The 13622-nt window shown below is 49.9% G+C and carries 12 protein-coding genes and 3 riboswitches; of the genes, 10 read left to right on the top strand and 2 right to left on the bottom strand.

Annotated features, from left to right (window positions below; all coding sequences use genetic code 11):
- Nucleotides 1-26: 26 nt before the first annotated feature.
- Nucleotides 27-785: an alpha/beta hydrolase gene (locus tag KNQ12_RS07260; RefSeq protein WP_035395806.1), complete on the bottom strand. Its 759-nt coding sequence runs from the start codon at nucleotides 783-785 to the stop codon at nucleotides 27-29.
- A gap of 67 nt (nucleotides 786-852) precedes the next feature.
- A riboswitch (SAM riboswitch) is annotated at nucleotides 853-954 on the bottom strand.
- A gap of 249 nt (nucleotides 955-1203) precedes the next feature.
- Nucleotides 1204-1307, top strand: a riboswitch (SAM riboswitch).
- Between the two features lie 86 nt (nucleotides 1308-1393).
- On the opposite strand from KNQ12_RS07260, the gene KNQ12_RS07255 reads away from it, so the two are divergent.
- The 10 genes from KNQ12_RS07255 (at nucleotide 1394) to KNQ12_RS07210 (ending at nucleotide 11784) form a co-directional block, all read left to right on the top strand.
- Nucleotides 1394-2422 (top strand): methionine ABC transporter ATP-binding protein, encoded by a 1029-nt coding sequence (locus KNQ12_RS07255; RefSeq protein WP_214747164.1) that lies wholly within the window; start codon nucleotides 1394-1396, stop codon nucleotides 2420-2422.
- Nucleotides 2412-3062 carry a methionine ABC transporter permease gene (locus KNQ12_RS07250; RefSeq protein WP_023469541.1) on the top strand — a complete coding sequence of 217 codons (651 nt, stop codon included), beginning with the start codon at nucleotides 2412-2414 and terminating at the stop codon, nucleotides 3060-3062. The genes KNQ12_RS07255 and KNQ12_RS07250 overlap by 11 nt, the downstream gene beginning before the upstream one ends.
- Nucleotides 3063-3081: 19 nt before the next feature.
- Nucleotides 3082-3900 carry a MetQ/NlpA family ABC transporter substrate-binding protein gene (locus KNQ12_RS07245; RefSeq protein ID WP_023469540.1) on the top strand — a complete coding sequence of 273 codons (819 nt, stop codon included), beginning with the start codon at nucleotides 3082-3084 and terminating at the stop codon, nucleotides 3898-3900.
- A gap of 22 nt (nucleotides 3901-3922) precedes the next feature.
- The gene (locus KNQ12_RS07240; RefSeq protein ID WP_214747161.1) at nucleotides 3923-5128 is read left to right on the top strand and encodes a M20 family metallopeptidase; all 1206 of its coding nucleotides are present in this window, start codon (nucleotides 3923-3925) and stop codon (nucleotides 5126-5128) included.
- Between the two features lie 183 nt (nucleotides 5129-5311).
- Nucleotides 5312-5456: riboswitch (FMN riboswitch) on the top strand.
- A 159-nt stretch (nucleotides 5457-5615) separates the two neighbouring features.
- The gene (ribD, locus tag KNQ12_RS07235; protein ID WP_214747158.1) at nucleotides 5616-6656 is read left to right on the top strand and encodes a bifunctional diaminohydroxyphosphoribosylaminopyrimidine deaminase/5-amino-6-(5-phosphoribosylamino)uracil reductase RibD; all 1041 of its coding nucleotides are present in this window, start codon (nucleotides 5616-5618) and stop codon (nucleotides 6654-6656) included.
- On the top strand, nucleotides 6641-7267 hold the full coding sequence (ribE, locus tag KNQ12_RS07230; protein ID WP_035395815.1) for a riboflavin synthase: 627 nt from the start codon (nucleotides 6641-6643) through the stop codon (nucleotides 7265-7267). Before ribD ends, ribE begins: the two co-directional genes overlap by 16 nt.
- Nucleotides 7267-8457, top strand: coding sequence for a bifunctional 3,4-dihydroxy-2-butanone-4-phosphate synthase/GTP cyclohydrolase II (locus tag KNQ12_RS07225; protein WP_035395818.1), 1191 nt, complete (start codon nucleotides 7267-7269; stop codon nucleotides 8455-8457). Before ribE ends, KNQ12_RS07225 begins: the two co-directional genes overlap by 1 nt.
- Nucleotides 8454-8912: a 6,7-dimethyl-8-ribityllumazine synthase gene (gene ribH, locus KNQ12_RS07220; protein WP_035395821.1), complete on the top strand. Its 459-nt coding sequence runs from the start codon at nucleotides 8454-8456 to the stop codon at nucleotides 8910-8912. Before KNQ12_RS07225 ends, ribH begins: the two co-directional genes overlap by 4 nt.
- Before the next feature lie 212 nt (nucleotides 8913-9124).
- Nucleotides 9125-9946 carry a DUF6612 family protein gene (locus KNQ12_RS07215; protein ID WP_214747156.1) on the top strand — a complete coding sequence of 274 codons (822 nt, stop codon included), beginning with the start codon at nucleotides 9125-9127 and terminating at the stop codon, nucleotides 9944-9946.
- Between the two features lie 479 nt (nucleotides 9947-10425).
- Nucleotides 10426-11784 carry an alanine/glycine:cation symporter family protein gene (locus tag KNQ12_RS07210; RefSeq protein WP_214747153.1) on the top strand — a complete coding sequence of 453 codons (1359 nt, stop codon included), beginning with the start codon at nucleotides 10426-10428 and terminating at the stop codon, nucleotides 11782-11784.
- Between the two features lie 192 nt (nucleotides 11785-11976).
- On the opposite strand, the gene treC is transcribed toward KNQ12_RS07210, so the two are convergent.
- Nucleotides 11977-13617, bottom strand: coding sequence for an alpha,alpha-phosphotrehalase (gene treC / locus KNQ12_RS07205; protein ID WP_214747150.1), 1641 nt, complete (start codon nucleotides 13615-13617; stop codon nucleotides 11977-11979).
- Between the last annotated feature and the right edge of the window lie 5 nt (nucleotides 13618-13622).

Below are 13622 nucleotides of genomic sequence, written 5' to 3'. Positions count from 1 at the left end.
TGGAAACGAATAGCTGTTTTTTTGATTCAGCCTGTTTCTTGCGAAAACTGACACGATTGTTCGATAAAGCGAATCGTCTCACGAACAATCAAATCCTGATCATGATCGAGTGTCGCAACGTGATACGAGTTCAGTAAACAGTAGCTTCGTTTATCATTTGTTCCGATGTGCTGGTGCAGATAATCCGAGCTCGAAGGTGGAACGACGTGATCGGTCGCTGAGTAAAGAATCAATGTCGGTAGAAGGATCGATCCAAGGCGTCCTTTTGTTTCATCCATTAGGCGAACAAGTTCGAACGCACAACGGCTCGGAACAAGATCATAGATGATTTCAAAGGCTGCTCGCTTAATGTCCGGTGCGCCTTCCGGTAAATACTCTGGACCGTCCTCGAACGAAAGTGATTCATAGGATGGAACGGAGAGTGCGGCATTGATCGTAATGATGCCGGCAAACGGAATCCCGTCAGCGGCGAGCGACAGCGCAAGCGTCGCACCCATCGATTGACCGATGACGAAGACTTGATCGCATGTTTCTTGTAAACGTTCATAGCCGTCTTGCAGGCTTTGCTTCCAACATCGAGCAGTCGATTGTTCGAACTCGCGGACGTTCGTTCCATGTCCACGTAAGCGCGGGGCATAGACGGTAAAACCTTCAGCAGCGAATGCCTCACCGACGTCCCGGACACTTTGCGGAGTGGCGTTAAAACCATGACAGATTAGAATGCCGATCGATCCACCTTGAAAATAAAACGCTTCAGCACCAGTCAATACAGGATAGTTCATCATTACTATTTTTCCTCCATTCATGAAAAAAACTCGTCGACGTCACTTCTTGGACGCCCACGAGTTTTTCACCGTATCATCCAAAGCCGCGCTTTGCTGGTCGGAGCACCTTACAAATTGCAGGTTGCCGTGAAGTCATAGAGCCAGGTCTCTCGTTCACTCTTGATAAATATCATATTGGAATTGTCGGAATAATCATTGAAACGATGGTAGCACGACCAAAAATGACTTGTCAAATCTTTCTTGACGAATCGTGATCCGTTCATTAAGCTAATTCATAACTTGTAAATCCATCGATATGCGCCAAATGGATTATTTTTGCAAAGTTGGTTGACTTTTAAAGTTTCGACCCGTAATGTAAAAATTAGTTTTACGACATAAGCAACAACGCAACAACACACATACGAATTTCATACCGCAATACTTATCCAGAGAGGTGGAGGGACTGGCCCTACGAAACCTCGGCAACAGACTCATTATGAGCACTGTGCCAATTCCATCAGACAGATGTCTGAGAGATGAGTGGAGTGGATTCTGCCACTGTGCGGATCCAGGTCTCTTCTTGTTTCTCAAGAAGGGACCTTTTTTGTTGAATGAAGGGGGAAAACGGAATGATTGCATTTCATCAAGTCAAAAAAACGTACGTCACGAAAGATCAGACGATTGCAGCGCTCGACGGTGTCGACCTGACGATCGAGAAAGGCGAAATCTTTGGTGTCATCGGCTTTAGCGGTGCCGGGAAAAGTTCACTGCTCCGCTGTGTCAATCTGTTAGAACGACCGACGTCAGGAACGGTGACGGTCGATGGGGAAGATTTAACGCAACTGTCTCCGAAAAAATTACGCCAAGCAAAACAACGGATTGGAATGATCTTTCAGCACTTCAATCTATTGAATGCGAACACGGTCTTTACGAACGTTGCAAAACCACTCGTTCTCGCAGGCGTCAAGAAAGATGAGATTCGCCGTCGGGTGACGGAGTTGCTCGAATTCGTCGATCTCGCGGACAAGGCGGATCATTATCCAGATCAATTGTCGGGTGGGCAGAAACAGCGCGTTGGTATCGCCCGGGCACTCGCGACGCAACCTTCCGTCCTTTTATGTGACGAAGCGACGTCAGCACTTGATCCCCAGACGACACATCATATTCTTCAGTTATTAAAACGGATCAATGCCGAGTACGGGATCACGATTCTTTTGATTACCCACGAGATGGGCGTCATCCGGGAGATTTGCGATCGTGTAGCCGTCATCGAAGCTGGGAAGCTAATCGAGTCAGGAACGGTCTTTGATGTCTTTTCAAACCCGCAGACTGAGACAGCGAAAAATTTCGTTCGCTCCGTCATGCATGACGAGATTCCAGCGTCGATTCGTCAGTTGATCGAGTCCCGGAATGCGCATCCAATCTATAAGATTCACTTCCTTGGACATCACACCGGACAACCACTCTTATCGCAAGTCGCAAAACGCTTCGACGTCGATGTCAATATCCTGCACGGTAGCATCACGGAGTTGCAGGAGACGCCGTTCGGCACATTACTCGTTGAACTGATCGGTGAGACGACAGAAGTGAAACGTGCCTTACACTACATCGATCAGGCACAGGTAACCGTTGAGGAGGTGCTCGCTGATGCTAGTTAACTACAGTGATATTTGGACAGCATTTTTGCAGACGATGACGATGGTATCCGTTTCGCTCTTGTTCTCGACCTTGATCGGCTTGCCACTCGGTATCCTGCTTGTCGTCACGCGAAAAGGAGCATTGCTTGAAAATGTCCCGCTGTTCACGTTCTTCAACAGTATCGTCAATATTTTCCGCTCGATTCCGTTCATCATCTTACTCGTCGCAATCATCCCGTTGACGCGCTTGATCGTTCAGACATCGATCGGAACAGAAGCCGCAATCGTTCCGCTCGTCTTTTACGCTGCACCGTACATGGCGCGTCTGATCGAGAGTTCTTTACTCGAAGTCGATAAAGGCGTTCTTGAAGCAGCAGAAGCGATGGGCGCGACACCGTTTCAAACGATTTTCCGCTTCCTCCTACCGGAAGCACTCGGTTCACTCATCCTGAACTTAACGATCGCGACGGTCGGCTTGATCGGGGCGTCGGCGATGGCAGGCGCCATCGGTGGTGGCGGTTTGGGTGACTTAGCAATTACTTACGGCTATCAACGGTTTGATACGAAAGTCATGATCATCACGGTCGGGATTCTCGTCATCTTAGTCCAAGGCTTACAGACGACAGGCAACATCGTCGCACGAAAAATCAGAAGACATTAATCAAGGGAGCGATTCAGTCATGAAAAAAGCAGTAGCAATTGGAGCAACACTCACGACGATTTTATTTGCCGGGTGCGCAGCATCAGGAGAAGACGAAAAGACGATCAAGCTCGGTGTCAGCGGTTCAGACACACAAGTTTGGGATTATGTCGCCAAAAAAGCAGAGAAGGAAGGCATCAAAATCGAACTCGTCAAGTTCTCCGATTATGTCCAGCCGAACATGGCACTGGCTGAGGGTGAGATCGACGCCAATGCCTTCCAGACGATTTCCTACTTCAACGCTTTCAAGAAAGAACATAACTTGAAGCTATCGCCGATTGCGACGACTGTCATCGCACCGATGGGGATCTACTCGGATAAATACAAGGATGTCAAAGATATTCCAAATGGCGGAAAAATCGCTGTTCCGAACGAAGCGACGAACATGGGACGCGCCCTCTTGTTACTGCAAGAAGCAGGTCTGATCAAGCTACCGGACGACTTCGATGGCAACGGTTCGGTCGATAAGATCGTCGAGAATCCGAAAAAGCTGAAAATCGTTCCGATCGTCGCTGGACAAACGCCACGCGTCTTACCGGACGTCGCGGCATCAATCATCAACAATGGCATCGCCGTTGACGCTGGCTTCAACCCGATCAAGGACTCGATCGTTCATGAGAACGAGACAGCAAAACCATACATCAACATCATCGCGACACGGACGGAAGACAAGAACAAAAAAGAACTGAAAAAAATCGCATCGCTGTATCAACAAAAAGATGTCGCGGCCTTCATCAAAAAAGAATACAAAGGCAGTACGATCCCGACGTTCGTTCCACTGAGCGACATCGGCGAATAATTTCAAAAGGAGAGTGGACAGTATGACGACACCAGTACGCACGACATGGGTAGAGACGATTGAACAGGATATCGAACAAAAACGGGAATCGTATCTTGAGACAAGTCACCGGATTCATGCAACGCCGGAAATCGGGAACGAGGAATTCTTTGCTTCGCGGCTCCATGCGGAACGTCTAACAGCGGAAGGTTTTACAGTAGAACTCGGCGTTGCGGGGCACGATACCGCGTTCTTCGCGAAGAAATCGAGCGACCGACCAGGCGCAACGATTGCCTTTCTTGCTGAATACGATGCGTTGCCGGGTATTGGTCACGCGTGCGGTCATAATATCATCGGCACGACGAGCGTCGCAGCGGCGATCGCGCTCAGTAAAGTGCTCGATGAAGTCGGCGGGAGTGTCGTTGTCCTTGGAACACCAGCCGAGGAAGGTGGACCGAACGGTAGTGCGAAAGGCAGTTTCGTCAAACATCAGTTACTCGAAGGAATCGATGCAGCCTTGATGGTCCATCCGTCGGGACAAACACGGATCACGGGTTCTTCCCTTGCGGTCGATCCACTCGACTTTGCCTTTACGGGTCGTCCGGCACACGCAGCGGCGTCACCGGAAGAAGGCATCAACGCCCTCGACGCTGTCATTCAACTCTTCAATGGAATCAATGCCTTACGTCAGCAGTTACCAGACGATGTCCGGATCCACGGGATCATCACGCATGGAGGCGATGCGCCGAACATCATCCCGGAATACGCAAGAGCACGTTTCTTCATCCGGGCAACGACACGGGAACGATTGAATGCCGTCACGGAAAAAGTCAAAGCCGTCGCCCAAGGCGCGGCACTCGCGACTGGGGCGACGCTCGATGTCATCGCCTTCCAAAATGAAGTCGATAACCTTGTCTTCAATCGGACGTTCGACCGTCTGTTCCAAGAAGAAGCAGAGGCGCTCGGCGAAACGGTCCATTTAGACGAACGACCGGGTCTTGGCTCGACGGATGCCGGTAACATCAGTCAAGTCATCCCGACGATCCATCCGTATATCAAGATTGGTCCGGACGATCTCGTCGCCCATACGGAAGCATTCAAAGAAGCGGCCCGTTCAGCAGCTGGAGATGAAGCATTGATCACGGGGGCGAAAATCCTCGCTCGGACAGCGCTTCGCGTCCTCGCTGATGAACGGACGCGCGGGGCGATCGCTCAAGAATTCCACGATCGGAAGAACGGATATTTATAAGCGGAAAACGACGACTGGATGCACTGCTATCAAGTGCTCCGGTCGTTTTTGAGATGCGATCGATCACGAATTGGTGATGAGTGACAGAACTGGAGCGAAATCAAAAAAGAGACAAGACAGAAGCATTTGCGCTTTGTTTTCTTGAAAAAGATATGCTAGGCTAAAGTTGTATAACTCAATAATCCAGTTCTTCGGGGTAGGGTGAAAATCCCAACCGGCGGTGATGCGATCAATCGATCGACGAGCCCGCGACCCATGATGTACGCATCATGGCTGACTTGGTGAGATTCCAGGGCCGACGGTAAAGTCCGGATGGGAGAAGAACGAAACGACGCGATTCAAGCTGTTTTCTGAAAAAATGTTTTCAGGAGACGGTCTCTTTCTGCATGAAAAAATGCAGGAAGCGAACCGTGTATTTCGTGAACCCTTCTATACAGACGCCCCTTTTTCAAGGGGCGTCTTTTTTCATTTGAAAGGAGTGAACGCGATGTCACAGATGATGAGTTATGCCATGCAATTAGCACAAATGTTACACGGACAAACAAGTCCGAATCCAAGTGTCGGCTGTGTCATCGTCAAACAAGGACGCATCATCGGCTTCGGTGCACACCGGTTTGCCGGTGGGCCGCACGCAGAAGTCGAAGCCTTACGGATGGCAGGAGAAGCCGCCCGTGGTGCCGATCTCTACGTGACGCTCGAGCCATGCAACCATCACGGCAAGACGCCACCATGCACGGAAGCAATTCTACAAGCAGGAATCAAACGAGTCTTCGTTGCAACGGAAGACAAACATGCGATTGTCGCTGGTTCCGGAATCAAACGGCTACAGGACGCGGGAATCGAAGTCGAGGTCGGCTTGTTACGGCATGAGGCAGAAGCCCTTTACACGGCATTCTGGAAGACGATCGAACGAAAACGTCCGACCGTGACCGTCAAAATCGCTCAGACGATGAACGGGATCGCGGCGACAGGTGAACAGCGCTGGATCACGTCAGAAGAAGCACGCGCGAACGGTCGTGCCCTGCGTGGACGCCACGATGCCATCCTCGTCGGAAGTGAGACGGTGCTCGTCGATGATCCGGCACTGACGTTACGCGCATCGTCAGGCATCGAGCCGATTCGAGTAATCGTTGATCGCCGGGGGCGGATTCCGGAGACGGCGCAAGTCTTCCGCGATGGTAAAAATCCAACCTACTGGCTGACGAGTGTTCCTCGGATTAGTCACGATCAGGTGACGGTCCTCGTTGGTGAATATGAGACGCCGGAAGCGATTTTGAAACGCTTATACGAACAAGACATCCGTAGTGTCTTGATTGAAGGCGGACCAACGATTCAAGCCGCTTTCCTTGAGGCAGATCTCGTTGACCGAATCGAAGTCTACCAAGCCCCATCGATTTTTGAAGGCGATGCGTGGAATGGTCAACACGATATCGAAGATCGTTTTCAAATCGACCAGGTTGAGACGGTCGGACCGGATCTCCATCTGACGTACATCCGAAAGGAGGAGACGACATGTTCACCGGATTGATTGAAGAAGTCGGAACCTTAAAACGAAAGATCCCGCGACCGAACGGGTTAGCGCTTGAAATTGAGGCGCACCGGGTACTCGAAGGAACGAAGATCGGTGATAGCATCGCCGTCGACGGGATTTGTTTGACGGTCACGTCGATGAGTCCAACCGGTTTCACGGCAGATGCCGTCCATGACACGATCCGTTCAACAGCACTCGGTACGTACCGAGTCGGAAGTCCCTTGCAACTTGAGCGGGCGATGCCGGCAGACGGTCGCTTCGGTGGACATTTCGTTAGTGGACATATCGACGGAACAGCCCGACTGATCAGTCGGCGACCGGATGGAGAAGCGATGGTCTATACGTTTGATGTCGGAGCGTGGCAAAAGTATTGTATTCCGAAAGGCTCGATCGCAATCAACGGCACGAGCCTGACGTTGCAACGCGTCACACCGGAAACGATCTCGATTTCATTGATTCCGCACTCCCGTCAAGTGACGACGTTTGATCGATTGGCAAGCGGTGCAGTCGTCAATATCGAGTGTGACATGATGGCGAAACATCTCTATCATTTCACGCAGCATGAGAAGCAGACGGACTGGGCAGCATTCTTAGGAGGCGACATGTAATGAACGGATTCGACTTGATTGAAGACGCAATAGAAGATTTGAAAAACGGACGACCGATCATCGTCTGTGATGACGAGGATCGTGAGAATGAAGGCGATCTCGTCATGCTCGCGGAACACGCGACACCGGAAAACATCAACTTCATGATTACACATGGAAAAGGACTCGTCTGTGTACCAGTCAGTCCGCGGATCGCACAGCGACTCGAACTTGCTCCGATGACAGCGAATAATACGGACCCGCATGGGACGGCATTCACGCTCAGCATCGATCATGAAGAGGCAAAGACCGGCATCAGTGCCGAGGAACGGTCGCTAACGATTCAGCGGATGCTGACGGATGGACCGGAACGTTTCAAACGACCGGGTCATATCTTCCCGTTGATCGCAAAAGAGGGTGGTGTCCGGGAGCGACGCGGACATACGGAAGCAGGTGTCGATCTTGCCCGTCTTGCCGGTAGCGATGAGATCGCCGTCATCTGTGAAATCATTAAAGAAGATGGCACGATGGCACGGGTCGACGATCTACTTCTCTATAAGGAAGAACACGATTTAAAACTGATCACGATCGAAGCACTTGTCGCGTATCTCGAGCGTCCATTGACACGTGAAGCAGAAGTATTACTTCCAACGACGTTCGGAGCTTTCCGGATGATTGGCTATACGACGCAAGACGAGAAAGAACATGTCGCTGTCTTATCCGGCGAAGCGCAAGACGGGATGCTCGTCCGTCTACACTCGGAATGCCTGACAGGGGATGTCTTCGGTTCGAAGCGTTGCGATTGTGGACCACAACTCGATGCGGCACTCGAGCGGATTGAACGAGAAGGTGGAGCCGTCTTGTATTTACGTCAGGAAGGACGCGGCATCGGTCTGATGGCGAAGTTAAAAGCGTACGAGTTACAAGAACAAGGACTCGATACGGTCGAAGCGAACCATGCACTCGGTTATCCGACGGACATGCGTGACTACACGGTCGCAGCCAATATGTTGCGCGATCTCGGCGTGACGAAGATCCGCTTGATGACGAACAACCCGGACAAACAACGGGTGCTCGAGCAAGAGGGGATCGAAATCATCGAACGTGTACCCCATCAAGTACCGGCCGAGCCGGAAAATCAGCGTTACCTAAAAACAAAACAAACGAAACTCGGGCACTGGCTCGACATCCAAGGAGGACACACATCATGATCTACGAGGGTTTCTTAACAGGAGAAGGACTACGCGTCGCAATCGTCGCAGCACGTTTTAACGAATTGATCACTTCAAAACTCGTCGGAGGAGCAAACGACGCTTTCCGTCGTCACGGTGTTGCAGCGGATGCTGTCGATACGGCGTGGGTTCCGGGAGCATTTGAAATTCCACTCGTTGCGGAAAAGTTAGCGAAAAGCGGTAAGTATGATGCGGTCATCACACTGGGAGCCGTCATCCGCGGAGCAACATCACATTATGACTATGTCTGTAACGAAGTCGCGAAAGGTGTCGCGAGTGCGTCGCGTGATACAGGCGTACCCATCATCTTCGGTGTCCTGACGACGGATTCGATCGAGCAAGCGGTCGAACGTGCCGGTACGAAAGCTGGAAATAAAGGCTACGAAGCTGCCGTTTCCGCGATTGAGATGGCGAATCTTTTACGCACGATCTAACGAAATAAGGATAGGGTGACGGAAGTTTCCGTCATCCTATTTTTTTGTGGACATTTTGCAGGTGATAAATCAAATTTCAAAAAAAGAATAGTAGATTTGAAATATGAGGATTTGTTTTGAAGAAGAACGGTAATGATGTAATAAAGAAACTTTGAAACATTTTCCAATGTTTTTCGTAAATCAGGGTAACGCGTATAAAGGAGGAAATGAATATGAAGAAAACAAGGTGGGTAGCAGCTGGGATCGTTGCAGCATCGATTGGACTAGCTGGATGTCAAGATGGGCAGACGGATTCGGGTAGTGGCAGTGGGTCTGGTTCGACGAAGTCGGGGGAACTCTCGAATACGGAATTACTGAATAAAGCGACAGCCGCTCAAAAGGATATTAAATCGTTCCACATGGAAGGGACAGTCAATTCAAAAGCAGGTGAGATGGCAGTAGATCAGAAGGTATCAGCCGATATCATCCAGAAGCCGCTTACGATGCACCAGACGATGACGATGAAAAATCCACAAAACGGTAAGGACATGTCGATCGAGAGCTATATCGTCGACGATAAGATGTATCTATCGCAAAACGGACAATGGCTCGTTCAAGATGTCTCGGAGCTAGGTGATATGGTTGAGGCGATGGAGTCATCGGCATCGACGGATCAAAATCTCAAGCTACTGAAAAAGTACAAAGACAACTGGACCGCCAAAAAAGAGGGTGACGTTTATCAAATCGACGTCAAACTAAAAGGGGACGACCTCAAAGCATTCATGAAGGATTCGCTCGAGCAGACAGGACAGATGGCACAGATGAAAGATGCGATGGACAGCATCGATTACAAGAAAATGAACTACACGATGACGTATGACGCGAAAACATTCTATCCGAAATCACTCGATATGGATATGGTCTTTGCGGTCGAGAAAAATACCGATTTCACGATGAAAAACCAATCGACGTTCTCGAAATTCAATGAGATCAACGAAATCAAATTACCTGCGGAAGCAAAAGATGCACAACCGCTCACAGGTGCAGCGCAATAAACCATGAAGTTCCCTCTCTTCGATGAAGACGAGGGGACTTTTTTTGAGACTTGGAACTGACGAAGAACTTCTTTTAGTGCTTCCGTCTGTTTTTGACTGACGGAAATCTGTTCGTGCATATCGCGGAATGCTTGAGCGTCATCCTAGTATTGATTCGAGATAGCTTCGAATAAATCATTGTCATTGACGACTTTCGTATCGATGAAGGACAGCACCTCACCGGACGCGAGATTCAAATATTCGATCGTCTTGAGTGGCAAGTTCGTAGGTTTTGCCTGCAGTTGGCGAAGAGGACCGAAGATCGATTATAAAATCAAAATAATAAAGATTACACTGAACACTCCGATGACAACGATCGTAGTGAATTATTGAAATGAAGAAGTATCAAAATAGTTTCATGAAAAAATAGTTTGACAATTATCAGTAAATTCTGAAAAAATGGTAAGGAACTACATATCTCATAAAGGGAGGTAAGACGAATGGGAAATTCATTTAGTGAGTGGATTAGTGCGGTGTCCGATATCGTATGGGGACCACCGTTACTCATTCTGTTGGTCGGTACGGGGATTTACTTGACGATTCGCTTAGGATTCATTCAAATTACCAAACTGCCGTATGCGCTGAAGCTTGCGTTTTCAAAGCATCAGGACGATAAGTCAGAAGGTGACATCAGTCACTTTCAAGCGTTGATGACGGCACTGGCTGCGACCGTCGGTACGGGGAATATCGTCGGTGTCGCAACCGCCGTCGTCCTCGGGGGACCAGGCGCGATCGTCTGGATGTGGCTGTCCGGTCTGTTCGGGATGGCGACGAAATATGCGGAAGCGATTCTTGCCGTCAAATATCGTGTCGTTGATGAAAAAGGACAGATGGCAGGAGGACCGATGTATTACCTCGAGCGTGGACTGAAGCAGAAATGGCTCGGTGTCTTGTTTGCCGCGTTCGCTTCGATCGCTGCGTTCGGGATCGGAAACGGGGTCCAGACGAACTCGGTCGCCCTCGCGATGAAATCAACGTTTGATGTGCCACTTTACGTGACGGGGATCGTATTGATGGTACTGACGGGTGTCGTCATTCTCGGTGGGGTCAAGTCAATCGGGAAAGTCGTCAGTCTGTTCGTTCCGTTCATGATTTTCTTCTATGTCGGAAGTGGCTTGCTGATTCTCATCATGAACTATGATCTGATTCCAGGTGCGATTTCAACGATCTTCAGTAGTACGTTCTCAAACGAGGCCATCACGGGTGGGGCAATCGGGGCGGCAATTCGTTACGGTGTCGCGCGTGGTGTCTTCTCGAACGAAGCAGGACTTGGTTCAGCACCGATCGCAGCCGCTGCTGCGAAGACGGACTTCCCGGGGCGTCAAGCACTCGTCTCGATGACACAAGTCTTCCTCGATACATTGGTTGTCTGTTCGATCACGGGACTGACGCTCGTCATGGGAGGGCAGCTCGATACGAAGTTGGAGGGTGTTGAATTGACGACGGCGAGCTTCGAAGTCTTCCTCGGTCCTGCCGGGAAATACATCGTTACGATCGGTCTCGTCATGTTCGCGTACTCGACCGTTCTTGGCTGGTCGTACTACGGTGAAAAATCGATCTATTATCTGTTTGGTCAAAAATCAATCCTACCGTACCGCATCCTGTTCGTCTTAGTCGCCGGAGCCGGCGCGATGACGACGAACTTGAACATGGTGTGGGCGATTTCTGATGTCTTCAACGGATTGATGGCGATTCCGAACTTAATCGGTTTGATTGGATTGTCCGGCGTCGTCATTGCTGAGACACGACTGTTCCGCGAACAGTTGAGACGAGAAGAAGCGAATCGGAAAGTTTCGTAGAACATGCGAAAATGAAAGACTCTGCCATCCTCGCTTTCCCTGACAAAAGCATGTACCATGCTTTCTTTTCTTGTAGGAGTCGAGAAATAGGCATTCACATTCTATATCTATTCAACAAAAGAGAAGATTGGTTTCTAGGGTATCCCTTGGAGACTAACCTTCTCTTTTTTGCATGTGCTCCGTCTCATTCAATCACTTTTTACGATAAAGCATCAGTGATTCATAAGGTCGTAACGTTAAAGTGTACCCCTCTGTCTGCATCTGCTGATAATTATGAAGCAACACCGTATAGTCCGATCCGTCATGAGGTAAAGTGAACGTCGTGTCCGTTCCGTAGAAATTCGAGACGACGAGTAATTCTTCTTCACTCGTTGCGCGTTCGTACGCCCAGAGTGATGGATCGTCCGGTGTCAACAGCCGGTATGAACCGTCCGTGAGCACGTCATACTGTTTGCGGAGTTGAATCAACCGTTTGTAATGATGATAGACCGAATCAGGGTCTGCGACAGCAGCCTCGACATTGATCTGATCATACGTCGGCGAGACCGGAATCCATGGCTCACTTGTACTAAAGCCACCGTTGACGGCGTCCGACCAAGGCATCGGTGTCCGCGCGTTATCGCGCGATTTTTGACGGATCGCAGCGAGAATTGCTTCTTCCGATACGCCGTTGGTCCGTGCTTCTTGATAGGCATTCAATGTCTCGACATCACGGTAGTCGGACAGATTCGTGAAGTCCGGATTCGGCATTCCGATCTCTTCTCCTTGGTAAATATACGGTGTACCTTGCAAGCCATGAAGCGTTGTCGCGAGCATCTTTGCACTCTCGACACGATACGCGACGTCGTCACCAAACCGGCTGACGACGCGGGGTTGGTCATGGTTACACCAAAATATCGCGTTCCATGCTTGTCCGTTCATGCCAGTTTGCCAGTCGGAGAAAATTTGTTTCAACTGCTTGAAGTCAAACGGTGCAGCCGTCCATTTCTCACCGTTCGGATAATCGACCTTCAAGTGATGGAAGTTGAACGTCATCTTCAGTTCTTGATTTTCGAGCGAAGAATATTGAAGACAATGTTCAAGCGACGTCGACGACATCTCACCGACCGTCAAGAGATCGTGTCCGGCAAAAACGGCTGCGTTCATCTCTTGCAAGTAGTCATGAATGTTTGGTCCGTCCGTATAGTACGCACGTCCGTCTCCCTCGGGATCATTGGGAAGCCCTGGCGTCTTCGAGATCAAGTTGATGACGTCGAGTCGGAAGCCGCTGACCCCTTTATCGCGCCAAAAGCGCATCATTGCGTAAACGTCTTCCCGGAGTCGGAGATTTTCCCAGTTCAGGTCCGCTTGCGTCTTGTCGAACAGGTGCAAGTAATACTTACCAGCTACCTCATCGAATGACCAAGCAGGACCGCCGAACTTCGATACCCAGTCGTTCGGTGTCTCGCGCCAAATGAAGTAGTCATGATAGGGACTGTCCGGATGACGTCCTTCTTCGAACCAAGCGTGTGACGTCGAGCAGTGATTGACGACGATATCCATCATGACCGACAGACCACGTCGTTTTGTTTCTGCGAGTAACGTCTCGAAATCATCCATCGTTCCATACGAGGGATCAATCGCGTAATAGTCACTGACATCATATCCATTATCGTTTTGCGGTGAGGCATAGACCGGCGTCAACCACAGGTAATCGACACCAAGATCCGCCAGATAATCGAGTTTGGCCGTGACCCCACGCAACGTACCGGTCGCTTTGCCCTCCGGACTATAAAAACTCTTCGGATAGATTTGATAAACGGCGGATTTGCGCCAATCGGTTGTCGTGATCATCAGAT

It is taken from the genome of Exiguobacterium sp. s11 (assembly GCF_018619015.1).
GTDB lineage: Bacteria > Bacillota > Bacilli > Exiguobacteriales > Exiguobacteriaceae > Exiguobacterium_A > Exiguobacterium_A indicum.
This window is presented reverse-complemented; position numbering and strand designations above follow the sequence as displayed.

What these genes read in the sequence shown, in the direction of transcription:
- KNQ12_RS07215 (WP_214747156.1), top strand. Translation starts at nt 9,125, where the DNA reads ATGAAGAAAACAAGGTGGGTAGCAGCTGGGATCGTTGCAGCATCGATT.
- KNQ12_RS07210 (WP_214747153.1), top strand. Translation starts at nt 10,426, where the DNA reads ATGGGAAATTCATTTAGTGAGTGGATTAGTGCGGTGTCCGATATCGTA.
- ribE (WP_035395815.1), top strand. Translation starts at nt 6,641, where the DNA reads ATGTTCACCGGATTGATTGAAGAAGTCGGAACCTTAAAACGAAAGATC.
- KNQ12_RS07250 (WP_023469541.1), top strand. Translation starts at nt 2,412, where the DNA reads ATGCTAGTTAACTACAGTGATATTTGGACAGCATTTTTGCAGACGATG.
- KNQ12_RS07240 (WP_214747161.1), top strand. Translation starts at nt 3,923, where the DNA reads ATGACGACACCAGTACGCACGACATGGGTAGAGACGATTGAACAGGAT.
- KNQ12_RS07225 (WP_035395818.1), top strand. Translation starts at nt 7,267, where the DNA reads ATGAACGGATTCGACTTGATTGAAGACGCAATAGAAGATTTGAAAAAC.
- KNQ12_RS07260 (WP_035395806.1), bottom strand. Translation starts at nt 785, where the DNA reads ATGATGAACTATCCTGTATTGACTGGTGCTGAAGCGTTTTATTTTCAA.
- ribD (WP_214747158.1), top strand. Translation starts at nt 5,616, where the DNA reads ATGTCACAGATGATGAGTTATGCCATGCAATTAGCACAAATGTTACAC.
- KNQ12_RS07245 (WP_023469540.1), top strand. Translation starts at nt 3,082, where the DNA reads ATGAAAAAAGCAGTAGCAATTGGAGCAACACTCACGACGATTTTATTT.
- KNQ12_RS07255 (WP_214747164.1), top strand. Translation starts at nt 1,394, where the DNA reads ATGATTGCATTTCATCAAGTCAAAAAAACGTACGTCACGAAAGATCAG.
- ribH (WP_035395821.1), top strand. Translation starts at nt 8,454, where the DNA reads ATGATCTACGAGGGTTTCTTAACAGGAGAAGGACTACGCGTCGCAATC.
- treC (WP_214747150.1), bottom strand. Translation starts at nt 13,617, where the DNA reads ATGATCACGACAACCGATTGGCGCAAATCCGCCGTTTATCAAATCTAT.